At 47.8% G+C, this 23,907-nt stretch carries 28 protein-coding genes; 14 read left to right on the top strand and 14 right to left on the bottom strand.

Translation table 11 applies throughout. The features are described 5' to 3' along the window. The first annotated feature begins 245 nt into the window (after positions 1–245). The 4 genes from ghrA (at position 246) to FEK42_RS18585 (ending at position 3,146) form a co-directional block, all read left to right on the top strand. Complete coding sequence (gene ghrA, locus FEK42_RS18600; protein WP_135492188.1) at positions 246–1,184, top strand: glyoxylate/hydroxypyruvate reductase GhrA; 939 nt, start codon at positions 246–248, stop codon at positions 1,182–1,184. Between the two features lie 54 nt (positions 1,185–1,238). Then, the gene (ycdX, locus tag FEK42_RS18595) at positions 1,239–1,976 is read left to right on the top strand and encodes a zinc-binding phosphatase (RefSeq protein WP_130205456.1); all 738 of its coding nucleotides are present in this window, start codon (positions 1,239–1,241) and stop codon (positions 1,974–1,976) included. Positions 1,977–1,998: 22 nt separating this feature from the next. Then, on the top strand, positions 1,999–2,553 hold the full coding sequence (ycdY, locus tag FEK42_RS18590; protein ID WP_130205458.1) for a molecular chaperone YcdY: 555 nt from the start codon (positions 1,999–2,001) through the stop codon (positions 2,551–2,553). Between the two features lie 101 nt (positions 2,554–2,654). Then, positions 2,655–3,146 (top strand): DUF1097 domain-containing protein, encoded by a 492-nt coding sequence (locus FEK42_RS18585; RefSeq protein ID WP_130205460.1) that lies wholly within the window; start codon positions 2,655–2,657, stop codon positions 3,144–3,146. Positions 3,147–3,207: 61 nt separating this feature from the next. Here the strand turns inward: FEK42_RS18585 and csgG are convergent, their stop codons facing one another. From csgG to csgD, 4 genes are read right to left on the bottom strand one after another with little or no spacing between them, the layout of a single operon-like run. After that, positions 3,208–4,041, bottom strand: coding sequence for a curli production assembly/transport protein CsgG (gene csgG / locus FEK42_RS18580; RefSeq protein ID WP_130205462.1), 834 nt, complete (start codon positions 4,039–4,041; stop codon positions 3,208–3,210). A 25-nt stretch (positions 4,042–4,066) separates the two neighbouring features. After that, positions 4,067–4,483 carry a curli production assembly/transport protein CsgF gene (gene csgF, locus FEK42_RS18575; RefSeq protein ID WP_130205464.1) on the bottom strand — a complete coding sequence of 139 codons (417 nt, stop codon included), beginning with the start codon at positions 4,481–4,483 and terminating at the stop codon, positions 4,067–4,069. Between the two features lie 22 nt (positions 4,484–4,505). Then, positions 4,506–4,895, bottom strand: coding sequence for a curli production assembly/transport protein CsgE (gene csgE / locus FEK42_RS18570; RefSeq protein ID WP_130205465.1), 390 nt, complete (start codon positions 4,893–4,895; stop codon positions 4,506–4,508). Positions 4,896–4,899: 4 nt separating this feature from the next. Continuing rightward, positions 4,900–5,550, bottom strand: coding sequence for a biofilm master transcriptional regulator CsgD (gene csgD / locus FEK42_RS18565; protein ID WP_064528493.1), 651 nt, complete (start codon positions 5,548–5,550; stop codon positions 4,900–4,902). 757 nt (positions 5,551–6,307) lie between these two features. On the opposite strand from csgD, the gene csgB reads away from it, so the two are divergent. From csgB to clsC, 6 genes are all read left to right on the top strand, one after another. Then, positions 6,308–6,763 carry a curli minor subunit CsgB gene (gene csgB / locus FEK42_RS18560; protein WP_135492190.1) on the top strand — a complete coding sequence of 152 codons (456 nt, stop codon included), beginning with the start codon at positions 6,308–6,310 and terminating at the stop codon, positions 6,761–6,763. A gap of 40 nt (positions 6,764–6,803) precedes the next feature. Next, a complete protein-coding gene (gene csgA / locus FEK42_RS18555) occupies positions 6,804–7,262 on the top strand; it encodes a curli major subunit CsgA (protein ID WP_000771421.1) in 459 nt (152 codons plus the stop codon). 58 nt (positions 7,263–7,320) lie between these two features. Next, entirely contained in the window at positions 7,321–7,653 is a 333-nt protein-coding gene (csgC, locus tag FEK42_RS18550) for a curli assembly chaperone CsgC (RefSeq protein WP_000992819.1), read from the top strand. A gap of 117 nt (positions 7,654–7,770) precedes the next feature. Further along, positions 7,771–8,082, top strand: coding sequence for a type 1 fimbrial protein (locus tag FEK42_RS18545; RefSeq protein ID WP_135492191.1), 312 nt, complete (start codon positions 7,771–7,773; stop codon positions 8,080–8,082). A gap of 94 nt (positions 8,083–8,176) precedes the next feature. Next, positions 8,177–8,710, top strand: coding sequence for an O-acetyl-ADP-ribose deacetylase (gene ymdB / locus FEK42_RS18540; RefSeq protein WP_131162259.1), 534 nt, complete (start codon positions 8,177–8,179; stop codon positions 8,708–8,710). Next, entirely contained in the window at positions 8,652–10,133 is a 1,482-nt protein-coding gene (clsC, locus tag FEK42_RS18535) for a cardiolipin synthase ClsC (RefSeq protein WP_131162258.1), read from the top strand. Before ymdB ends, clsC begins: the two co-directional genes overlap by 59 nt. A gap of 7 nt (positions 10,134–10,140) precedes the next feature. On the opposite strand, the gene mdoC is transcribed toward clsC, so the two are convergent. Continuing rightward, positions 10,141–11,298 carry a glucans biosynthesis protein MdoC gene (gene mdoC, locus FEK42_RS18530; protein ID WP_138211913.1) on the bottom strand — a complete coding sequence of 386 codons (1,158 nt, stop codon included), beginning with the start codon at positions 11,296–11,298 and terminating at the stop codon, positions 10,141–10,143. 393 nt (positions 11,299–11,691) lie between these two features. Between mdoC and mdoG the strand changes: the two genes are divergently transcribed. The 3 genes from mdoG (at position 11,692) to FEK42_RS18515 (ending at position 16,163) form a co-directional block, all read left to right on the top strand. Then, positions 11,692–13,227 (top strand): glucans biosynthesis protein MdoG, encoded by a 1,536-nt coding sequence (gene mdoG, locus FEK42_RS18525; RefSeq protein WP_130258319.1) that lies wholly within the window; start codon positions 11,692–11,694, stop codon positions 13,225–13,227. Next, the gene (gene mdoH / locus FEK42_RS18520; protein ID WP_130205479.1) at positions 13,220–15,763 is read left to right on the top strand and encodes a glucans biosynthesis glucosyltransferase MdoH; all 2,544 of its coding nucleotides are present in this window, start codon (positions 13,220–13,222) and stop codon (positions 15,761–15,763) included. Before mdoG ends, mdoH begins: the two co-directional genes overlap by 8 nt. 172 nt (positions 15,764–15,935) lie before the next feature. After that, positions 15,936–16,163, top strand: coding sequence for a YceK/YidQ family lipoprotein (locus FEK42_RS18515; protein WP_130205481.1), 228 nt, complete (start codon positions 15,936–15,938; stop codon positions 16,161–16,163). On the opposite strand, the gene FEK42_RS18510 is transcribed toward FEK42_RS18515, so the two are convergent. From FEK42_RS18510 to lpxL, 3 genes are all read right to left on the bottom strand, one after another. Further along, positions 16,164–16,538: a MysB family protein gene (locus FEK42_RS18510; RefSeq protein ID WP_130205483.1), complete on the bottom strand. Its 375-nt coding sequence runs from the start codon at positions 16,536–16,538 to the stop codon at positions 16,164–16,166. It abuts the gene before it with no gap. Positions 16,539–16,620: 82 nt separating this feature from the next. Then, complete coding sequence (gene mdtG, locus FEK42_RS18505; protein WP_130215860.1) at positions 16,621–17,847, bottom strand: multidrug efflux MFS transporter MdtG; 1,227 nt, start codon at positions 17,845–17,847, stop codon at positions 16,621–16,623. A 171-nt stretch (positions 17,848–18,018) separates the two neighbouring features. Next, on the bottom strand, positions 18,019–18,939 hold the full coding sequence (gene lpxL, locus FEK42_RS18500) for a kdo(2)-lipid IV(A) lauroyltransferase (RefSeq protein ID WP_130205487.1): 921 nt from the start codon (positions 18,937–18,939) through the stop codon (positions 18,019–18,021). Between the two features lie 223 nt (positions 18,940–19,162). Here lpxL and FEK42_RS18495 point away from each other — a divergent pair, with 223 nt between their 5' ends. After that, on the top strand, positions 19,163–20,215 hold the full coding sequence (locus FEK42_RS18495; protein ID WP_130205489.1) for a rhodanese-related sulfurtransferase: 1,053 nt from the start codon (positions 19,163–19,165) through the stop codon (positions 20,213–20,215). Between the two features lie 41 nt (positions 20,216–20,256). Here the strand turns inward: FEK42_RS18495 and FEK42_RS18490 are convergent, their stop codons facing one another. The 6 genes from FEK42_RS18490 to dinI form a co-directional block, all read right to left on the bottom strand. Further along, positions 20,257–20,832, bottom strand: coding sequence for a YceI family protein (locus tag FEK42_RS18490; protein ID WP_064528519.1), 576 nt, complete (start codon positions 20,830–20,832; stop codon positions 20,257–20,259). Between the two features lie 3 nt (positions 20,833–20,835). Further along, positions 20,836–21,402: a cytochrome b gene (locus FEK42_RS18485; protein ID WP_130205491.1), complete on the bottom strand. Its 567-nt coding sequence runs from the start codon at positions 21,400–21,402 to the stop codon at positions 20,836–20,838. A 261-nt stretch (positions 21,403–21,663) separates the two neighbouring features. Beyond that, on the bottom strand, positions 21,664–21,777 hold the full coding sequence (locus tag FEK42_RS18480; protein WP_001253741.1) for a YceO family protein: 114 nt from the start codon (positions 21,775–21,777) through the stop codon (positions 21,664–21,666). 47 nt (positions 21,778–21,824) lie between these two features. Further along, positions 21,825–22,943 (bottom strand): N-methyl-L-tryptophan oxidase, encoded by a 1,119-nt coding sequence (gene solA, locus FEK42_RS18475; protein ID WP_135409826.1) that lies wholly within the window; start codon positions 22,941–22,943, stop codon positions 21,825–21,827. A 114-nt stretch (positions 22,944–23,057) separates the two neighbouring features. Beyond that, positions 23,058–23,312: a biofilm formation regulator BssS gene (gene bssS / locus FEK42_RS18470; RefSeq protein ID WP_000414435.1), complete on the bottom strand. Its 255-nt coding sequence runs from the start codon at positions 23,310–23,312 to the stop codon at positions 23,058–23,060. Positions 23,313–23,596: 284 nt separating this feature from the next. Continuing rightward, positions 23,597–23,842, bottom strand: coding sequence for a DNA damage-inducible protein I (gene dinI / locus FEK42_RS18465; RefSeq protein WP_001217771.1), 246 nt, complete (start codon positions 23,840–23,842; stop codon positions 23,597–23,599). Positions 23,843–23,907: the final 65 nt, after the last annotated feature.

Genomic DNA, 23,907 nt, shown 5'->3' with positions numbered 1-23,907 from the left:
GGACACCTCACCAAATTGTTGTTCCTGTCTTGCTGGAACGGGCGCTAATTTAGGGAAATAGTCGCCTCGGGTCAACAAACTTTTTAAAAAAAAAGTGCGTTTATTCAAACTTCAATCAATTTGCGGTTTAAATAAGCAAGTTTTGCTTTTTTTGCCACCGACAGCAGATTTGCTATTCTGATGTTCCTTGCAGATCATAACAATAAGCGCGAATAAATTCCGCTCAACTCTTTTCGGGAGCCAATATGGATATCATCTTTTATCACCCAACCTTTGACTCAACATGGTGGATTGAGGCGCTGAGTAAAGCGATACCTCATGCCAGGGTCAGAGCCTGGAAAAACGGAGATAACCAGGGCGCGGATTATGCGTTAGTCTGGCATCCTCCAGTTGAAATGCTGGCAGGACGCGATCTTAAAGCTGTGTTTGCATTAGGCGCCGGTGTGGATTCTATATTGAGTAAACTACAGGCACACCCTGAAATGCTTAAACCCTCCATTCCGCTTTTCCGCCTGGAAGATACCGGTATGGGCGAGCAAATGCAGGAATATGCTGTCAGCCAGGTGTTACATTGGTTCCGACGTTTTGACGATTATCGAATCCAGCAAAATGCTTCACACTGGCAACCGCTGCCTGAATATCATCGGGAAGATTTTACAATTGGCATCCTGGGCGCTGGCGTGTTGGGCAGTAAAGTCGCACAGAGTCTACAAACATGGCGCTTTCCGCTGCGTTGCTGGAGTCGCAGTCGTAAATCCTGGCCAGATGTACAAAGCTTTGCTGGAGGCGAAGAGCTGAAGGCATTTCTGAGTCAATGCCGGGTACTGATTAATCTGTTACCGAATACGCCCGAAACCGTCGGCATTATTAATCAACAATTATTCAATCAATTACCGGATGGCGCGTATCTTCTCAATCTGGCGCGTGGCGTCCATGTGGTGGAAGATGACCTGCTCGCGGCGCTGGAAAGTGGCAAGATTAAAGGAGCAATGCTGGATGTTTTTAATCGTGAACCTTTACCGCCGAAAAGCCCGCTCTGGCAACATCCACGCGTCACGATAACGCCACATGTGGCAGCTATTACTCGCCCCGTCGAAGCAGTGGAGTATATTTCACGCACCATTTCCCAGCTAGAAAGAGGTGAGGCCGTCAGCGGGCAAGTCGACCGAGTTCGAGGCTACTAATAAAGCGCCAGGATTCCTGCTATCCTTGGCAAGAATTGAATACAGGAGAGTGTTATGTATCCCGTCGACCTACATATGCATACCGTTGCCAGCACGCATGCATACAGCACATTAAGTGACTACATTGCCCAGGCTAAACAGAAGGGAATCAAGCTTTTTGCAATTACCGATCACGGCCCGGATATGGAAGATGCGCCGCATCACTGGCATTTCATTAATATGCGTATTTGGCCACGAGTGGTTGATGGGGTAGGGATCCTGCGCGGCATTGAAGCCAACATTAAAAATGTTGACGGTGAAATTGACTGTAGCGGCAAAATGTTTGAGTCGCTGGATTTAATCATTGCTGGTTTTCATGAACCGGTTTTTGCACCACATGATGAAGCGACCAATACGCAAGCGATGATCGCGACTATCGCCAGCGGCAATGTGCACATAATAAGCCATCCGGGCAATCCGAAATATTCCATTGATTTCAAAGCAGTTGCGGAAGCAGCCGCGAAACACCAGGTCGCGCTGGAAATCAATAATTCGTCCTTCCTACACTCGCGCAAAGGCAGTGAAGATAACTGCCGTGCAGTTGCCGCTGCGGTGCGCGATGCTGGCGGTTGGGTGGCATTAGGCTCGGATTCTCATACCGCGTTTACTATGGGTGATTTTGAAGAGTGTCGTAAAATTCTTGACGCGGTTGATTTTCCAGAAGAACGCATTTTGAATGTTTCACCGCGCCGTTTACTCAACTTCCTGGAATCCCGCGGTATGGCGCCGATTGCGGAATTTGCTGAACTTTAATTGCTTTTATGGAAATAAATAAATGAACGAGTTTTCTATCCTGTGTCGTGTACTGGGGTCACTTTATTACCGCCAACCGCAGGACCCTTTACTGGTTCCGCTGTTTACCCTGATTCGTGAGGGAAAATTGGCAGCGAGCTGGCCTCTGGAGCAGGATGAGTTGCTGGCACGCTTGCAGAAAAGTTGTGATATGGCGCAAGTATCTGCCGATTACAATGCGCTGTTTATCGGCGATGAATGTGCAGTACCGCCTTACCGCAGTGCCTGGGTTGAGGGCGCGACGGAAGCGGAAGTGCGTGCTTTTCTTTCAGAACGCGGGATGCCGTTAGCAGATACGCCAGCCGATCACATCGGCACGTTACTGCTTGCGGCTTCCTGGCTGGAAGATCAGTCAACGGAAGATGAAAGCGAAGCTCTGGAAACGTTGTTCAGCGAGTATCTGTTGCCGTGGTGTGGCGCATTTCTCGGTAAAATTGAGGCCCATGCAACCACGCCGTTCTGGCGCACTATGGCACCACTGACCCGCGATGCTATCGGCGCAATGTGGGATGAACTTGAGGAAGAAAAAGAAGAATAAGTGTGATCGTGGTCACTAATGAATGCAACATCAAACTCTACGTTGCATAAAATGTGTGCTCGATCTCATTCATGACCGCGTTTTCTGCTATCATTCGCGGCATGAACATACTTCTCTCTATTGCAATCACAACGGGCATTCTCTCCGGTATCTGGGGATGGGTGGCCGTTTCCCTTGGTTTACTCAGCTGGGCGGGTTTCCTTGGCTGCACGGCCTACTTTGCCTGTCCGCAAGGTGGCCTGAAAGGGTTGGCGATCTCCGCTGCAACGCTGCTTAGCGGTGTGGTGTGGGCAATGGTCATTATTTACGGTAGTGCGCTGGCACCCCATCTGGAAATAGTTGGCTATGTCATGACTGGCATTGTCGCTTTCCTGATGTGTATTCAGGCCAAACAGCTATTGCTTTCATTTGTTCCGGGTACATTTATCGGTGCGTGTGCGACGTTTGCCGCGCAGGGAAACTGGAAACTGGTATTGCCATCTCTGGCGCTTGGGCTGGTGTTTGGTTACGCGATGAAAAACAGTGGGCTTTGGTTGGCGGCGCGCAGTGCTAAGACCGCTAACCATGAGCAACAAGTAAAAAATAAAGCGTGAGAGAATCACGCTTTATATTGAATACGTAAAGGCCGGATTAATACTCCGGCTTTTTTATGGATCAGGATTCCGGCGGTACTGACAGATGGCGGTATTTCACCAGAATGTCATTCTGCAGATCTGCTTTATTCTGCAAATCCCACAGACCGCGGTCGATACCATCATTAATCAGGAAGATAACACCGGTTTCAATCGCCGACATCAGGCATAGCATAACGGGTTCGTTTGAGGTATATCCTACTTCCCCTTCCAGTAACCGCTGGTAGTCGATAAAGCGGAAGACGCCGGCCTGGACTTCATAGGAAAGAATGGTCTTACTGGTGTTCACTGATGACAGGATTTCACCGGTGCTGACATTAACGACACGCAAGTTCACCGCGATTTGGTCAAGTTGGTACTGCGTATCGGCGCCAATACCGAAGTATCTCGCCCCGGCACCGCCCGATTTCACGTTACTTTCATAACCAATAATCGACCCTTCAACCATGATATTGGCTGCCGTCAGCGACTGTAGCGGGATCCGGTTATTGAGCGCAACGGTGCCATTTTCCTGTGCCGCACGAATAATCTTACGTTCGTTCAGTAAGTTTTGTAGGCCCTGACGCTCCAGCGGTACAAACCAACGCGAATCTTTCAATGCGGTGACCAACATAGCGGTCGCGCTTTGCGGAACTGCGGTGGAGAAGTTACTTGCCGGATAGGGTTTAAATTGTCCAGTTTCATCCTGGATGTTGTATACCGAGACAAAGATTTTGCCCGTTGGCGAAGGCAAATGGGTTAAATCTTTGTAGCTTTGAGCTCGAGGCATTAATGTCGGCTTGGCGGCTTCTTTTGGTGGTGCGGTTAAGCATCCACTCAGCAACATGACTGCAACCAAAACAAATAAGCGCTGCATATTATTTTCCTTACAAAGCTGGGGCTTAAAAATCGGTTGAGTTATTTTGTAATCCCGAAACCTGAATCGTGGACGTTTGACCCGTTTTACGATCGGTTACGTTCAGTTGCAGCTGACCATCCCGGTTGGCAATATCGACGATATATTCGTTAGTCACCATTCGTCCTGGCTGACCTGTATTAATATTTGTCAGCAGCCCACCTAATATTTGTGACTGAATGGCCTGGGTGAAGTTATCTAACGCCGAGGGTGTTTCAATACCAAAGTCATCATTATAGCTAGGGTCTTTATACGAGTTCTGTGCCTGGGCGCTGTTTAGTAAAAAAGCACCATTATTGGGGTTGCCACCAAAATTAGGATTGCGGAACTGGAAGGTCATATTCCCGGCCCAACTTATTGGCGAAATTAGCATGAGTAGAATTACTGCATGTTTGACACGCATTGCAGCCTCCGGACAATTTAATTTAAAATTCATCAGGCGCTAAATCGCCCGTACTCAGTAAAGCCTGACTAATCTGTCGACGGTTCAGTGCTTCTTCAGTTTGTGCCAGTGCAAAGACAACAGTTTTCTCGAAGTCTCTTTTCAATGGGAATAAAAAAGTCTGGAAAATAACGTCCTGATTTACCGTTATGGTGATCCAGCTTCCCCATCGTGCACTGGGCCTTTCATTAATCGTCAAGTTCCCGGTATAGCTACTTTCCCATTTATCACTAAAGGCACGATAAAAATCATGTCCAATGGATGAAACAGTATGGTCAGTTAACAATCCCGGTACTTCTACCTCTACGGCGTGAACATTCCCCGCAGCGAAGAAAATATTCGCTGCTACAATCCAGCATAAATAACGTTTCATGGCTTTATCGCCTGAGGTTATCGTTTGCCCATGAGACTGCTTGAGTCCGGTTTTTGACTGCTATCTTCTTGAAAAGATTATAAAGATGCGTTTTAACCGTATTTTCGCTGATGAACAGCGAACGAGCAATCTCGTTATTGGAGGCGCCGATACGCAGTTTATTAAGGATCTCTTTTTCCCTATGAGTAAGGAGGGCAGATTCCGTGCTGTTATAACGATAGTTACCTGAATGTGTAATCAGATAGCTGGCAAGTTTTTGCGTAAAGTAGCATTCCCCGCGTAAGACGCCTTGCAACCCATTGATGACGCGTTCTTGATCCTCCAGGGCGTAAAAAACACCGTTGATATGAGGCCAGTTTTCAATGTCGCGGTACGGGTAATCGTCTGGAGTATTTAACAACAGTGTTTTGATGTTGTTGTGTTTTCTGCTTAATGTATCTTGCCAGTAATGGATGAGTTTTTTATCTGCTTCCATCATATCCAACAAAATAATGCAGCCAGAAGATATATCGTCCAGAGAACGTTGAATGTTATGTAGTTTTCCTGTGATTGCCAGCGATTGTTTTAAATGCTGCAATAACGCAGTCGCTTGCAAGGAAGGTTTAGTGATTAACAGTAATGTATGACCATGAATACTATGGACTTCATTAAACATGATGAAACCCCGCTCTTTTTATTAATCGCACACCTGACAGCTGCCTTTATTCAATAAAGGCACCAGAAGTACTGACAGATGTTGCACTGCTGTGTGTAGTAATAAATCAACCCTAAATGGGTAAAAAATAAAACTAATGGATTACATCTGATTTCAATCTAGCCATTACAAATCTTAAATCAAGTGTTAAACATGTAACAAAATGTAATCTGGTAATTAAATTTGTTAACATTAAGGGATTGTTAAGTTTGGTAATGATAGAAAAGTTGTACATATGGCTTTTATTGCACAATTTTGAAAAGTCATACAAATACACGTAACTACATGATTATTTTAATAAATGTTATTTATCTCTGGTCCTTTTGTTGCGCTAAAATTGTCTGCATTTTCAGATTCTCTTCATGGACAATTTTTGGCTGCAAAAAAACGATGTTTGTGACGGCTTGTCAGGCAAACATATCGACAGAATCTTCGTGAATCATGAGGAGAGATAGTTTGTCGAATTTTCGCGGTCAAAAAACGACGGTTTAAAAGTAAACAAAATAATTTTTGCGTAAATAACAGCGTATTTACGCGAGTTTTAATACTTTGGCATGAGTAAAAAAAGAAAAATACAACGCGCGGGTGAGTTATTAAAAATATTTCCGCAGACATACTTTCCATCGTAACGCAGCGTTAACAAAAAACGGTTTGCGTTAACAACCAAGTTGAAATGATTTAAATTTCTTAAATGTACGACCAGGTCCAGGGTGACAACATGAAAAACAGATTGTTATTTATGATGTTAACAGTACTGGGTGCGCCTGGGATTGCAGCCGCGGCAGGTTATGATTTAGCTAATTCAGAGTATAACTTTGCGGTAAATGAATTGAGTAAGTCTTCATTTAATCAGGCAGCCATAATTGGTCAAGCTGGTGCTAATAATAGTGCACAGTTACGGCAGGGAGGCTCTAAACTTTTGTCGGTTGTTTCGCAAGAGGGTAATAACAACCGGGCAAAGATTGACCAGACAGGAGATTATAACCTTGCGTATATTGATCAGGCGGGCAATGCCAACGATGCCAGTATTTCGCAGGGCGCATATGGTAATACTGCAATGATTATCCAGAAAGGTTCTGGTAATAAAGCAAATATTACGCAGTATGGTACTCAAAAAACGGCAATTGTAGTGCAGAGACAGTCGCAAATGGCTATTCGCGTAACACAGCGTTAATTTCCATTCGACTTTTAAATCAATCCGATGGGGGTTTTACATGAAACTTTTAAAAGTAGCAGCAATTGCAGCAATCGTATTCTCCGGTAGCGCTCTGGCAGGTTCTATTCCTCAGTACGGCGGTGGCGGCGGCAACCACGGTGGTGGCGGTAATAACAGCGGCCCGAATTCTGAACTGAATATTTACCAATACGGTGGCGGTAACTCTGCTGTTGCATTGCAGGCTGATGCCCGCAACTCTGATCTGACTATTACCCAGCACGGCGGCGGTAACGGCGCAGACGTGGGACAAGGTTCTGATGACAGCTCAATTGAACTGACCCAACGTGGCTTTGGTAACAGCGCGACACTGGATCAGTGGAACGGTAAAAACTCTGAAATGACTGTTAAACAGTTCGGTGGCGGTAACGGTGCAGCAGTTGACCAGACTGCATCTAACTCCAGCGTCAACGTAACTCAGGTTGGCTTTGGTAACAACGCGACCGCTCATCAGTACTAATATAGAATTTGTATTACAGAAACAGGGCGCAAGCCCTGTTTTTTTTCGGGAGAATAGTATGAACGCGTTATTACTTCTCGCGGCGCTTTCCAGCCAGATAACCTTTAATACAACCCAGCAAGGTGACATGTACACCATTATTCCTGAGGTTACTCTGACGCAATCATGCTTGTGCCGGGTGCAAATATTATCTCTGCGTGAAGGCAGTTCGGGACAAAGTCAGACGAAGCAAGAAAAGACCCTTTCATTACCCGCTAATCAACCCATTGCCTTGACGAAGTTGAGTTTAAATATTTCCCCGGACGATCGGGTGAAAATAGTTGTTACTGTTTCTGATGGACAGTCACTTCATTTATCACAACAATGGCCGCCCTCTTCAGGAAAGTCTTAATGTATTGATAGTTGAGCATAAAATGATCCGGAAGAGAATGGTCTGATACGAATCGACCACCTGAAAGCATGGATAACACACCCTCAAGGATGATTAATCATTGAGGAAATAGAAGAGATGTTCAGACCGTTATTAAACTCCCTTATGCTCGGCAGCCTGGTTCTTCCTTTCTTTGCAACAGCGGAAAGCAATGCGCAAGGTGGCGTGATTCATTTTTATGGTCAAATTGTGGAACCGGCGTGTGACGTGAGCTCCCTACAAGCGCCAGTTGAAATGACCTGTATGCAAAATGGTCCTGTACAGAGCAAAACGTATTCCAGCAAAGAGCTAATGAGCGGCAAAGTTAAAAATGCGCAAATTGCCTCAGTAAAAGTGCAGTATCTTGATGAGCAGAAAAAGCTGGCTGTGATGAATATCGAATATAACTAAGTTTCTGAACCACTCACGTCGCCGACAAGAAAAATGCGATTTCTCTAAAAACCCTGCTGTACACTTAAGAAACAAGATGGTGTAAGGAGGCGTTATGAAATCGCGTATTCATGTTGTACAGGGCGATATTACCAAACTGGCCGTTGATGTGATTGTTAATGCGGCAAATCCATCGTTGATGGGGGGAGGCGGCGTCGATGGCGCTATACATCGCGCTGCCGGTCCGGCGCTGCTGGATGCCTGTTTAAAAGTCAGACAACAACAGGGCGATTGCCCTACGGGACACGCAGTAATTACCCTCGCAGGCGATCTCCCCGCCAAAGCTGTTGTACACACTGTTGGACCCGTGTGGCGCGGCGGAGAACAAAATGAAGATCAGCTATTGCAGGATGCCTATCTCAATAGTCTGCGACTGGTGGCGGCGAACAGTTATACATCGGTAGCTTTCCCTGCCATTAGTACTGGTGTTTATGGATACCCACGCGCAGCAGCAGCTGAAATAGCAGTAAAAACCGTTTCGGAATTTATTATCCGTCACGCTTTACCCGAGCAGGTATACTTTGTCTGTTATGATGAAGAAAACGCCCATCTCTACGAAAGACTCCTTACCCAACAAGGAGATGAATGATTTGCCTCGGCTGGCGAGCGCAGTGTTGCACTTGTGTTCGCAACATCCAGGACTGTGCGGCATTTTCCCCCTTGATAAAGGTCTGGATGCGTTTGCCGCACGTTATCGCCTGGCAGAAATGGCGGAACATACGCTGGATGTTCAGTATTACATCTGGCAGGACGATATGTCGGGGCGGTTACTGTTTTCCGCTCTGTTAGCCGCCGCGAAGCGTGGCGTTCGCGTTCGTTTGTTGCTTGATGACAACAATACCCCCGGACTTGATGACATTTTACGCTTGCTCAATAGCCACCCGCGGATTGAAGTTCGACTTTTCAATCCTTTCTCATTTCGCTTATTGCGTCCGCTTGGTTATATCACCGATTTTTCCCGTCTCAATCGACGTATGCACAATAAGAGTTTTACCGTCGATGGCGTGGTGACGCTGGTGGGGGGGAGAAACATTGGCGATGCATATTTTGGTGCAGGAGAAGAACCGCTTTTTTCAGATTTAGATGTGATGGCAATGGGGCCGGTTGTGGAGGACGTCGCTGATGATTTTGCCCGCTACTGGTATTGCAAATCAGTTTCACCCTTGCAGCATGTTCTGGATGTGCCAGAAGGTGAAATGGCTGATCGTATTGAACTACCCGCATCCTGGCATAATGACAGCATCACGCATCGCTATTTGCGTAAACTGGAATCAAGCCCTTTTATGAATCAACTCGTTGAGGGGGCGTTACCGCTTATTTGGGCAAAAACGCGTTTATTAAGTGATGATCCTGCGAAAGGGGAGGGCAAAGCAAAACGCCATTCCCTTCTGCCGCAGCGTCTGTTCGATATCATGGGGTCACCCGGCGAGCGGATTGATATTATCTCTTCCTATTTTGTGCCGACGCGTGCAGGTGTAGCGCAACTGTTACGGATGGTAAGAAAAGGGGTAAAGATAGCAATCTTAACCAACTCACTTGCCGCCAATGATGTCGCTGTGGTGCATGCTGGCTACGCACGCTGGCGCAAAAAATTGCTCCGTTATGGCGTGGAACTCTATGAACTAAAGCCGACGCAGGAACAACCCGGTACACTGCACGACCGCGGAATAACCGGGAATTCCGGTGCCAGTCTGCATGCCAAGACCTTCAGTGTCGATGGCAAAACCGTATTTATTGGTTCATTCAATTTCGACCCGCGTTCAACATTACTCAACACTGAAATGGGCCTGGTAATAGAGAGCAAAATGCTGGCGCAACTGATCGATAAACGCTTTATTCAGAGTCAGTATGATGCGGCCTGGCAGCTGCGTCTGGATCGATGGGGGCGGATTAACTGGGTCGATCGTCGCGGGAAGGAAGAAATTATTCTCAAAAAAGAACCCGCAACCAGTTTCTGGAAGCGGGTTTTGGTCAGACTGGCGTCAATATTACCCGTTGAATGGTTATTGTAAGTGTGGCTCAGCGGGCTGGCGCTTTATCATTCTCGCGCTTAATGGCCGGTTTTCCGGAGAACAAAAACTTCAACAACGGAATGCGTAAATGAATTTCATACAGAATTATCGCAATCCCTATCACAAATATCAGACCGCAGAGAAAACCAAGCCAATTTGAGGTGATATGCGGGGTGATGTATGCGCCGAAAAACAGCGTTAACGGGTGGTGAACCAGGTAGATAAACAGCGATGCGTTTACAAAATAGGTCACCCGCGCCGACTGAAAATTGAGCAAACGGTGACCAAAGGAGAAAACCACATTCACCATCCACAAGCCGAGTACCATCGTGATCACCGACTCGGTTTCATACATCCAGGCATCGCCGCTACCGTAACGTTGATTGAGCAAATATGCGACAAATGCCATTGCTGCAGCGAGTGTGCAACCACGAGAAGGTGTGGTAAACAAGGCTTTAAGATTAGGGAAAATAAAAGCTAATGCACCAAGGATAAAAAACGGCATATAAAACAGCGTCTGCATGAAAATAAAATTGAACATGCCATCGCTTAAAATAGGCGGATAAACGATAAAGAGCGTTCTTCTTATTGCCGCATAGCCGATGCCGAGGCATAAGAAGATCACCGATAGTTTAGCCATTGAGAATTTTTTATTTTTGTTATCGGAATTATCTAAATTATCTTTGATGCGCTTAAATATCCATATGCAAAGTGTCGTCATGACCACCAATACCAGTAAAAACCACAGGTGCGAAATTAATTCCCAGGCCAGTGTATTATATTTGTCATACAATGACAGGCCAGCCCAGCTTTCTGCTTTGCCTTTGACATACTGCAGCATAATGAATTGCGGCAAGGTCAGCAGGGGAATGGCCGTTAACATCGGGATCCCCACGCGTTCGACACGAACTTTCCACCATTTTTTCAATGGGTAGCGCAAAAAAAGCATGTAGGAAAAATAACCAGAAATAACGAAAAATACCTGCATGCGGAACGAGTGGATGAAATCGTTAAAAAGTGTCAGCCACCAGGACGGCTCTGCGCTATTCACATGCCAGGTGTGGCTTGAATAGATTAAAGAAATATGAAAAGGGATCCCTAACAACATCAACCAGGCGCGGATGGAGTCGAGGAAATATTCACGCTGCGCGGGTACTGGATTCATATATGGTTAACTAATCTCGGATTTTTCGTCTTATCCCTGCCGGGGAATGCCTTTAGGCTTTTGCCATAACAACATCGACCTGACCGCATCTGGCACAGGCTTCGCGGGTGTTTTTGCGCGGCATAGTCACTACCACTAACCAAAATGGAAGCGTCTGTAAGACTGTTGATAAATAAATTTGCTGGCAAACCCTACACGAACTCGCTGCTTCTGTCTTTAGGAGAAGCACGGAAAGTGAAAACGGCCGCAATCAAGTGCTTAATCCATGAGCCAGCATGCTGAATAACGCCGGGATTCTGTTGTCGTAATGGCTGGTTATCCATTAAAATAGATCGGATCGATATAAGCACACAAAGGGGGAAGTGCTTACTTATTATGAAACATAAACTACAAATGATGAAAATGCGTTGGTTGAGTGCTGCAGTAATGTTAACCCTGTATACCTCTTCAAGCTGGGCGTTCAGCATTGACGATGTTGCAAAGCAAGCTCAATCCTTAGCCGGAAAAGGCTATGAGGCGCCTAAAAGCAACTTGCCCTCCGTTTTCCGCGACATGAAATACGCGGATTATCAGCAGATCCAGTTTAATCATGACAAAGCCTACTGGAACAATCTGAAGACCCCATTCAAGCTCGAGTTCTACCATCAGGGTATGTACTTCGACACGCCGGTCAAAATCAATGAAGTTACTGCAACGGCAGTAAAAAGAATCAAATACAGTCCGGATTATTTTACATTCGGCGATGTTCAGCATGACAAAGACACGGTAAAAGACCTTGGTTTTGCCGGTTTTAAAGTGCTTTACCCGATCAACAGCAAAGATAAAAACGATGAAATCGTCAGCATGCTCGGGGCCAGCTATTTCCGCGTGATTGGTGCAGGTCAGGTTTATGGCCTTTCTGCCCGCGGCCTGGCAATTGATACCGCGTTGCCATCCGGTGAAGAGTTTCCGCGCTTTAAAGAGTTTTGGATCGAGCGTCCAAAACCGACTGATAAACGTTTAACCATTTATGCATTGCTTGACTCACCGCGAGCGACAGGCGCTTACAAGTTTGTGGTTATGCCAGGACGTGACACGGTTGTTGATGTGCAGTCTAAAATTTATCTGCGCGACAAAGTCGGCAAACTGGGTGTTGCGCCGCTAACCAGTATGTTCCTGTTCGGACCGAACCAGCCGTCTCCGGCGAATAACTATCGTCCGGAATTGCACGACTCAAACGGCTTGTCTATCCATGCCGGTAACGGCGAGTGGATCTGGCGTCCGCTGAATAACCCGAAACATCTGGCGGTTAGCAGCTTCTCTATGGAGAATCCGCAAGGGTTTGGTCTGTTACAGCGTGGCCGCAACTTCTCTCGTTTTGAAGATCTCGACGACCGTTACGATCTGCGTCCAAGCGCCTGGGTAACACCGAAAGGGGAGTGGGGCAAAGGTAGCGTTGAGTTGGTAGAAATCCCGACTAACGATGAAACTAACGATAACATCGTCGCTTACTGGACGCCGGACCAGCTGCCGGAACCGGGTAAAGAGATGAACTTTAAATACACCATCACCTTCAGCCGGGACGAAGACAAATTGCATGCGCCAGATAACGCCTGGGTACAGCAGACGCGTCGTTCAACGGGGGATGTGAAACAATCAAACCTGATTCGTCAACCTGACGGTACTATCGCCTTTGTGGTCGATTTTACTGGTGCAGAAATGAAAAAACTGCCAGCGGATACGCCAGTCACCGCACAAACCAGTATTGGCGATAATGGTGAGATTGTAGAGAGTACTGTGCGTTATAACCCGGTCACCAAAGGCTGGCGGCTGGTAATGCGCGTGAAAGTGAAAGATGCCAAGAAAACCACTGAAATGCGTGCTGCGCTGGTGAATGCCGATCAGACGTTGAGTGAAACCTGGAGCTACCAGTTACCTGCCAATGAATAAAACAACTGAGTACATTGACGCAATGCCCATCTCCGCCAGTGAGAAAGCGGCATTGCCGAAGACCGATATCCGCGCCGTTCATCAGGCGCTGGATGCCGAACACCGCATCTATGCGCGGGAGGATGACTCCCCGCAAGGGTCGGTGAAGGCGCGTCTTGAACAAGCCTGGCCGGATTCACTGGCTGATGGGCAGTTAATTAAAGACGACGAAGGACGCGATCAGCTGCAGGCCATGCCGAAAGCAAAACGTTCTTCTATGTTTCCCGACCCGTGGCGAACTAACCCGGTAGGGCGATTCTGGGATCGTCTGCGCGGACGCGATGTGACACCGCGCTATCTGGCTCGGTTAACCAAAGAAGAACAGGAAAGCGAGCAAAAGTGGCGTACCGTCGGGACAATCCGTCGTTATATCCTGCTTATCCTGACACTGGCGCAAACCGTTGTCGCTACCTGGTACATGAAGACGATTCTGCCGTACCAGGGGTGGGCGTTTATTAATCCGGTTGATATGGTCGATCAGGATCTGTGGGTTTCCTTTATGCAGCTCCTGCCCTATATGCTGCAAACCGGCATTCTGATCCTCTTTGCTGTTCTTTTCTGCTGGGTGTCTGCCGGTTTCTGGACCGCGTTGATGGGGTTCCTGCAACTGCTCATTGGTCGCGATAAATACAGTATTTCTGCGTCGACCGTTGGCGATGAACCGCTAAACCCTGAGCATCGTACGGCATTGATCATGCCCATCTGTAATGAAGACGTGAATCGCGTCTTTGCAGGCTTGCGCGCAACGTGGGAATCGGTAAAAGCCACCGGCAATGCTAAACACTTTGATGTCTACATTCTGAGTGATAGTTACAACCCGGATATCTGCGTCGCAGAGCAAAAAGCCTGGATGGAGCTTATCGCTGAAGTCGGCGGCGAAGGGCAGATTTTCTATCGCCGCCGCCGCCGTCGTGTAAAGCGTAAAAGCGGTAATATCGATGACTTCTGCCGTCGCTGGGGCAGTCAGTACAGCTACATGGTAGTGCTGGATGCCGATTCAGTGATGACCGGTGATTGCTTGTGCGGCCTGGTGCGCCTGATGGAAGCCAACCCGAACGCCGGGATTATCCAGTCTTCGCCGAAAGCATCTGGTATGGATACGCTGTACGCGCGCTGCCAGCAGTTTGCGACCCGTGTTTATGGGCCATTGTTCACTGCCGGTCTGCACTTCTGGCAACTTGGCGAGTCGCACTATTGGGGGCATAACGCGATTATCCGCGTGAAACCCTTTATCGAGCACTGCGCGCTGGCGCCGTTGCCGGGTGAAGGCTCTTTTGCCGGTTCAATCCTGTCGCACGACTTTGTAGAAGCGGCACTGATGCGCCGTGCAGGTTGGGGAGTATGGATTGCGTACGATCTCCCGGGCTCTTATGAAGAGTTGCCACCAAACTTGCTGGACGAGCTAAAGCGTGACCGTCGCTGGTGTCACGGCAACCTGATGAACTTCCGCCTGTTCCTGGTCAAAGGGATGCACCCGGTACACCGTGCGGTGTTCCTGACGGGGGTAATGTCTTATCTCTCTGCGCCGCTGTGGTTTATGTTCCTCGCGCTCTCGACCGCATTACAGGTAGTGCATGCGTTGACCGAACCGCAATACTTCCTGCAACCACGGCAGTTGTTTCCGGTGTGGCCGCAATGGCGTCCTGAACTGGCGATTGCACTGTTTGCCTCAACAATGGTGCTGCTGTTCCTGCCAAAATTGTTGAGTATTTTGCTCATCTGGTGCAAAGGGACTAAAGAGTATGGTGGCTTCTGGCGCGTCACCTTGTCGTTGCTACTGGAAGTGCTATTCTCCGTACTGCTGGCGCCGGTGCGCATGCTGTTTCATACGGTATTTGTGGTCAGTGCCTTCCTCGGCTGGGAGGTAGTGTGGAATTCACCGCAACGTGATGATGACTCCACTTCCTGGGGAGAAGCGTTTAAACGTCACGGTTCGCAACTGTTACTGGGTCTTGTGTGGGCGGTTGGCATGGCATGGCTGGATCTGAGATTCCTGTTCTGGCTGGCGCCGATTGTCTTCTCGCTGATCCTGTCACCGTTTGTTTCGGTGATCTCCAGCCGTGCGACTGTGGGGCTGCGTGCTAAACGCTGGAAACTGTTCCTGATCCCGGAAGAGTATTCACCGCCGCAGGTGCTGGTAGATACCGATCGTTTCCTTGAGATGAACCGTCAACGTTCTCTCGACGATGGCTTTATGCACGCGGTATTTAACCCGTCGTTTAACGCCCTGGCAACGGCAATGGCGACCGCTCGTCACCGCGCCAGTAAGGTGCTGGAAATCGCCCGTGACCGCCACGTTGAACAGGCGCTGAACGAGACGCCAGAGAAGCTGAACCGCGATCGTCGTCTGGTGCTTTTGAGCGACCCGGTAACGATGGCACGTTTGCATTTCCGCGTATGGAACTCTCCGGAGAAATATTCTTCATGGGTGAGTTACTATGAAGGGATAAAGCTGAATCCACAGGCATTGCGTAACCCGGATGCGGCTTCGCAATAAAAACGTAGTTGCCTGATGCGCTATGTTTATCTGGCCTACATCGTTCCTGCAATATATTGAGTTTGCAAGATTTTGTAGGTCGGATAAGGCGTTCACGCCACATCCGGCAAAAACAACGAGCCAATAAAAATACCGGCGTAATGTCGGTATTTTTTTAGGAAAGAGGTATCAAATGCGTTTCATTGTGGTAGGCATCATGGTTACCTTACTGAGTGGCTGTGGCAGCATCATTAGCCGCACTTTACCGGGGCAGGGGCATGGCAACCAATATTATCCCGGAGTGCAATGGGATGTTCGTGACTCCGCATGGCGCTATGTTACGATCCTCGATCTGCCGTTCTCCCTCGTCTTTGATACCTTACTGCTGCCCATTGATATTCAACATGGGCCATATGAGTAATTAACGCTCATCCCATTCATCGGCGGCAGCGCGTCCTTCTTCAGTATCCAGAGGCGGCTCAAGCTGAAATTCGCCTTCGTCCCATTCATGCAGCGTATTTTCATCCTGCCATTCCTGGCGGATTTCAATTTCATCATAATCGCCGTCAAAGACGCTTTGTGCAGCTTCACCGCTGAACATTGGCAGACATTCACCTTCTTCGCCTTCATCAGCAAAAAACTCAACCTGCCACATAATGTCGCCATCTTGCAGAATATATTTCTGGACATTGAACTGTTGCACATTTGCTTCATCTGCATCAATTCCGGGGTTGTCAGCAAGAAATTCTTCCCGTGCGGCATCAATGGCTTCTTCAAGTGTTGCGTACATAGTCATCACGATTCTCCCTTTGATTTGATGATGTATTCAGGGAAAGAATAGCTGATTATGCGCTTTTGCAAGTATGAAAGGCGAAAAATCAGCCTGTCACTTGGGGCAATCGGCGGCGACGCAAACTGTTCCAGGAATAAACCGCGTTAAACAACACAACTCCTGCGGTGACCAGAAACACTGCGCGGAAACCATAGTTTGCCGAGATGGCCGCGCCCATCAATGGTCCCGTAACGTTGCCAATATCACGAAATGACTGGTTGTAGCTGAAAATTCGTCCGGCGATTTGGTTTGTTGAGTTATAGACCAGTAGCGTTTGTACTGCGGGGAGTAACGCACCATCGGCGGCCCCGAGTAAAAAGCGTAAAACCCCCAGTTGGAATGGTGTCTGGACGTAAGACATAGGGATTAACAGCAGCACAGAAAAGAGCAGCGCCGTTATCAGGATCTTCTCTGGCCCGATACGATCCCCCAGTTTGCCAAGTCGTGGCGCGCTAAGTAGCGCAGCCACACCGGGGACCGAGGCAATCATGCCACTGATAAAAGCAACATTACTGACATTCCCCGCCAGTTCGCGGACATAGAGTGTCAGGATTGGCGCGATTGAACCGGTGGCGACCTGGATGATTAATGTTGTGACAAACAGGCTAAGTACCAGCTTCGGGTTTTTAAGCGATGTCACGACATCCCGCATGTGCAGCATCTCTTTTTTGCTGACTGGCTGGAATTTCTCTTTGATACAAAATAGGGTGACGAAAAAGCAGAGTATTAGCACACTGGCGGTAATAAAAAATACCGGGCGTAAGCCGTAGTTATCGGCGAGCAAGCCGCCAGCCATGGGGCCGAGCAGCGCGCCGCTAACCCCACCGGTAGAGAGCGTACCCAGCGCCCAGCCGCTTTTATTGCGTGGGACCTGAGTGGCGATTAGTGCGTTGGCATTAGGGACAAATCCACCGAGCAGACCCAGCAATGCTCGCAGGATCAGAAATTGCCAGATATTTTGCACTACCCCCATCAGCACCATCACGATACCCATCCCGAGGGCAGAGCGCAGGAGCATAATTTTTCGACCTTTTCGGTCAGCTAATCCTCCCCAGAACGGAGAAGCAATGGCGGAAAATAGAAAGGTAATACTGAAGACAATCCCTGACCACATATTTAGCGCCGAGTGGCCCGTAACGCCAAGTTGCTCAACGTAGAGGGGTAAGAACGGCATTACCAGACTGAAGGCGGCGCCGGTAAGAAAACAGCCAAGCCAGGCAACGAGCAGGTTTCGTTTCCAGTTTATGGGAGTGTCATTTTCACAGGGTGACATAGCAATCCGCTGTTGGTGCGCCAGGGCGCGGTGAACAAGAGAATAAAAGATAAGCACACTAATTATGCGCCTGACTTATAAGTGACGCAATGCAGAGAGCTTTTATCGCTAAATCAGGGGATTTGATGCTGATGTGCCGGATGCGATGCTGCGCATCCGGCATAAAGAAGGCTAGTAACGTGAAGGAACGCCTTCCGGGCGCGTTTTGAAGCGGCGATGCAACCACATGTATTGTTCTGGCGCCATCATGATGCATTTTTCAACCACTTTGTTCATCCATGCGGCGGTGGTTTCAGCGTTATCCAGAGGCGGTGAACACTCTGGCGGCAGCATGATCAATTGATAACCTTTGCCGTCCGGCTTACGACGAGGGACAAATGGCACCAGACATGCGCCGGACATTCGTGCCAACATCCAGGTGCCGCTAGTGGTTGCCGCCTGCTCAACGGCGAACAACGGCACAAAAACGCTCGAGCGCGGACCGTAATCGTGATCCGGCGCATACCAGACGACTTCACCTTTTTTCAGGGCTTTAATCATCCCTTTTAAATCTTTGCGATCGAGCATCGATTTATTCGAACGCAGGCGGCCCCAGGTTTGCAGCCAGTCGATCAATGGATTGTCATTCGGGCGATAAACCCCGATCCCCGGCTCCTGCATTCCAAATTGTCGTGCACCGAGTTCCAGCGTCAGAAAATGGATGCCAACTAACAGGATGCCACGCTTTTGCGCCTGCACGTCACGGACATGCTCCATGCCGATAACTTCCGTCCAGCGGGCAACCCGACTTTCTGGCCAGAACCATGCCATGCCGGTTTCCATCAGTCCCATGCCAACGGATTCAAAATTCTTAATCACCATCTGCTGGCGCTCTTGTTCGCTCATTTCCGGGAAGCACAGTTCCAGGTTGCGATGCACAATTTTGGCGCGTCGTTTCATTAAACGTAACGCCAGTCGCCCCGTCGCAATGCCAAGGCGGTAGATGATTGGGTAGGGTAACTGAACGACTAACCAAAGTACGCCAATACCCAACCAGGTTAACCAATAACGCGGATGAAGCAGTGCGGTGGAGAACTTGGGTAGATTCGTCATATCAATCCTGTCTTTCAACCTATACGGGCAATTGTATGTATTGTCGCATTTTTTCGCCCTCAACCAAAATTTGAGGCTGAAGACTGGGCGAAAATGCCGCGCATGTAAACTATTAATAATTTTTAATGCGCAAATGTAGCGTAAAATGTGTGGATGTTAATTTGCGATTATTGCTATATCATGCGCCGGATTTTACTTTCCCACCTCGCAGGAACCGTACACCATGCCAGTGTTACACAACCGAATTTCCAACGACGCACTGAAAGCCAAAATGCTGGCCGAGAGTGAACCGCGCACCACCATTTCGTTTTATAAATATTTCCATATTGCCGATCCTAAAGTGACCCGCGATGCTTTATATCAGCTATTTGCTTCGTTGAATGTTTTTGGCCGGGTCTATCTGGCACATGAGGGGATCAACGCGCAAATTAGTGTACCAGCGAGCAACGTCGAGACATTTCGTGCACAGCTTTATGCTTTTGATCCTGCGTTAGATGGTTTACGCCTGAATATCGCGTTGGATGATGATGGGAAATCCTTCTGGGTGCTGCGCATGAAGGTCCGCGAGCGGATTGTCGCCGACGGGATTGACGATCCTCAATTTGATGCCACCAATGTCGGGGAATATCTGCAAGCGGCGGAAGTGAATGCCATGCTTGATGATCCCGATACGCTGTTTATCGACATGCGCAACCACTATGAATATGAAGTCGGTCATTTCGAAAATGCGTTGGAAATTCCGGCTGATACCTTTCGTGAACAACTGCCGAAGGCGGTTGAGATGATGCAGACGCATAAAGATAAAAAAATCGTCATGTACTGCACTGGTGGCATTCGTTGCGAAAAGGCCAGTGCCTGGATGAAGCATAACGGCTTTAATAAAGTCTGGCATATTGAAGGCGGCATTATTGAATACGCCCGTAAGGCGCGTGAACAAGGCTTACCAGTGCGTTTTGTTGGCAAAAATTTCGTTTTTGACGAACGGATGGGCGAGCGCATCTCTGATGAAATTATTGCACATTGCCATCAGTGCGGCACGCCATGCGACAGCCATACCAACTGTAAAAATGATGGCTGTCACTTGCTGTTTATCCAGTGTCCTACGTGTGCTGAGAAATTCAAGGGGTGTTGTAGTGAGATTTGCTGCGAAGAGAGCGCATTACCGCCAGAAGAACAACGACGCCGTCGAGCCGGGCGAGAAAATGGCAATAAAATCTTCAATAAGTCGCGGGGACGCCTGAATACGACACTGGGCATACCTGATCCTGCGGAATAAACATCATTGCCGGATGCGCGTCATCCGGCAACATTTCAGCATTATTTCTGCTGTACACCTTCCACCGAAATAATCAGATCAACTTCCTGAGAGGCCGGACCTAAATCTGACTTGATATTGAAGTCTTTCAGCTTAATTTTACCTTCAGCTTCGAAGCCTGCACGTTTACCACCCCATGGGTCGTCGCCCTGACCAATCAACTTCGCTTCCAGCGTTACTGGTTTAGTTACGCCATTCAGTGTCAGATCACCTGTGATATCCAGCTCGTCACCGTCTTTCTTTACGCTAGTGGACGTAAAGGTTGCCTGCGGATATTTTGCTGTGTTGAGGAAATCCGCGCTGCGCAGATGTTTATCGCGCTCGGCATGGTTGGTATCTACGCTGGTGGTGTTAATGGTGACATTGACTTTATCGGCAGCCGGATTCTTTTCATCAAATGTAAAAGTACCGTCGAAATCTTTAAAAGTGCCGTAAACCCAGCTGTAGCCCAGATGTTGAATGCGGAAATTGACAAAGGCGTGCTGGCCTTCTTTGTCAATTTTGTAATCGGCAGCGATAGCTGAACCGGCAGAGAACAACAGGGAAGCGAAGGTTAAACCAAGCAGGCTTTTTTTCATTTTTTATACTCCATAGTCAGATGACGACTTTCCCAGAATGCGCTTCAGGGTGTCGTCTTTATCGATGAAATGATGTTTCAGCGCCATAAATCCGTGCATAACTGACAGGACGACGACACTCCAGGCAAACCAGAAATGTAGAGCGCCTGCTAAGTCAGCTTGCGTGCCTGCGTCGGCAAGCGTTGCGGGGATTTCAAACCAACCAAAGATGCTGATGGGTTTGCCATCGGCGGTCGAAATAAGGTAGCCGCTCAAGCCAATAGCAAAGAGCAAAAGATAAAGTGCCAGATGGCCTGCTTTCGCTCCGTAACGTATACCGGGGGAATAGCTTTTCAGTGGGCCAGGCGGAGGAGAAATTAAACGCCAGAGAACGCGAATAACCAGCCCCATCATTAATAGAATACCGATGCTTTTATGCAACTCTGGCGCCTTATGATACCAACCGTCGTAATAACTTAACGTTACCATCCACAAACCTAAAGCAAACATGCCATAGACAATAATTGCCGTTAGCCAATGTAAAGCGGCAGAAATAACACCATAGCGTTGAGGGGAATTTATGAATTGCATAACTGCATCCAGAACATATTCACGAGGTAATGAAAATGGCCTGTCACGAGATGAATTGCAACTTAAAAACAACAATCCGAATGATATTTATTTTTATTTCAATAATTTTGATTTAATAATGAAAGAATCTTCATAAGTTTAGTGGTTCCAGGCTGAGGGATGTCTGGTGAATGCTGTTGCGACTGGAATAAGCTTATTCAAATTTTCACGCCAAATGAAAGGGAAATTAAATTTTTGTCAGTTTGTGTCAGCGCCTGGCGATTAAAAATAAAACACATAGATCAGATCCATAATCGCCAATACCCCCCAGAGAAAAAGATAAAGCATGAGATGTTCGCGAATATTATTGATGAGATAGTTCACCAGGCGACGCATTAAAAGCTCCTGTAAAAACGGCCTCAACTTAGAGGCCGTGATGATGATTATTGGAAGCGGGAAAGCCGGAATGGCGTTAAATCAAAATCGATTTTTTTGTCTTGCGCAAAATCAGCGGCTATTTCCCCTAATACCGAAGCAAATTTAAAGCCATGCCCACTCAGGCCGGTAATCAGTAGCGTATTAGCGTGTCCTGGTAGGGTATCGATAATAAAATCTTCGTCAGGCGAATTATCATAGGTGCAAGCAGCACCATACAGGCAGCAGCCGATACCTGGCAACACACTACGTAAGAATGGGAAAGCTTCGGAACCGTCACTGTCGATTTCCGCAAACGGAACACGTTCATCCGCTGAATGAATGACCTGACCACCGTTATGTTTCCCAATCTTCAGGGCATCGTTTTCTGCCGGAAAACCGTAGTATTGATCGCCATTGGGCAATTCACCGGTAAAGGCCGGGAATTTATTCTTCACGCTATAGCGGCCATCGGCCTGATACCAGGCGAATACTTTACGTACGGGCTGGATGGGCAGTTCTGGTAGCAGCTCTTTTACCCAGGTACCTGCACAGACGATCGCTTTCTTCGCCTGGTACTCGCCGTCCGCCGTTTCAATAGTTACGCCGTTATCGTCATGACGAATTGCGGTGACCGGACAGTTAAACAGTTGTGCGCAGCCAGCTTCATTCGCCAGTTTGATCCAGGTTTTAATCGCCAGTTCGCTGCGTAAAAAACCGGAATCGGCCTCAAATAGCCCGATATAGTTGTCAGGGACGCGTATTTCCGGCCAGCGGGCCATAATTGTCTGTGCATCCAGTTTTTCGACGTTGAGTTGCCATTGTTCCGCGCTGTGGGCGACATTGGCGAGAAACTCGGAGTCAGCAGGGCCGAGGTTGATGACGCCGGAGCGCACAAAAACGGGGTCTTCTTCGTTGTGACGGGAGAGTTCTTCCCACAGGGTTTGCGCACGGAGTACTAGCGGGACATACTTTTCGCCTTCGCCATAAGCATGGCGAATTAATCGCGTATCTCCGTGGTGGCTGCCGTGTTGATGTGGCGGCATATGGCTGTCGGTCATCAGCACTTTCAAACCGGCCTGGGTGGCATAATACCCGGCTGCAGCGCCTACGGAACCGCTGCCAATAATGATGAGATCGTATTTCATTTTTTTCTCTCTGCTCTCATGGTTTAAGCAGAGTAAATAAGTAACAAACGATATACAACCCAGAAATGGTAAAGGCACCGTTAAGGTGCCTTTTTGGTGGATGGTCATGTCATGTTAATGACGCCGATACTCATTGACATGGAAATCACCAGATTCAATTTTGGCGATTCCTGCTTCTAATATCGAAATAAATTGTCTGGCAACATCAGTAGTTAACCAGAGTGTCTGACCAACTTCAGTCCCTTCCTGCTCGGACTTATTTGGGGTCTGGTAGTGCAAACGCAACATCAGCGCATCATAGCTATCAACGGTGCTGATGTCCCACCCTACGAGCGGATGAGTCTGAATGACTTCATTGTTTTTTTCCATCATGGCCCCCTAATTCGTGTTACTAGACAACGTTATTCGAGGTTCAATGCGTTTTTATCTGAAGCAACTTCAGTATATCAATAAATATGGGTATTCACCGAAATTTTAAAGGGGTAGTGAGATATTTTTTTGCTTTTAAGATTTATATGAACAATAAAACAGCATGTCGTTCATATTTTTTTAGCATATTGTGCAATTATTTTGAGGGAGTGTAAAATTTGTACGAACAATCTTAAAATATAAAAAAGCCGGGGCGACCCGGCAAAAACAAACATCACTGCATATTATTCGCTAACAAACCAGTCATCGGCGCTTTCCCACGTTTCTTGTAGAATTTCGCTAATGCGCTGTTTATCTTCTTTTGTTGCGCCAATAACCGATAAATTATTTGCCGCAGCATATCGTACCGATACGTGACCTTCATTGTCCGGAAACGCATACTGAATACGACGAGAAAGTTCACCCGCCAGAGCGTCAATGGCCCCAGTGGGTAGTGGAGAAGTTTTCGCTATGGTGACTTCAATTCGCATAATAGCCCCCTGTTGAATATACTGGTTATTTATACAGGTAAAATAAGCTAAAGACAACAGGTGGC

The organism is Escherichia sp. E2748 (genome assembly GCF_005781125.1).
In the GTDB taxonomy this organism is placed as follows: Bacteria; Pseudomonadota; Gammaproteobacteria; order Enterobacterales; family Enterobacteriaceae; genus Escherichia.
This window is presented reverse-complemented; position numbering and strand designations above follow the sequence as displayed.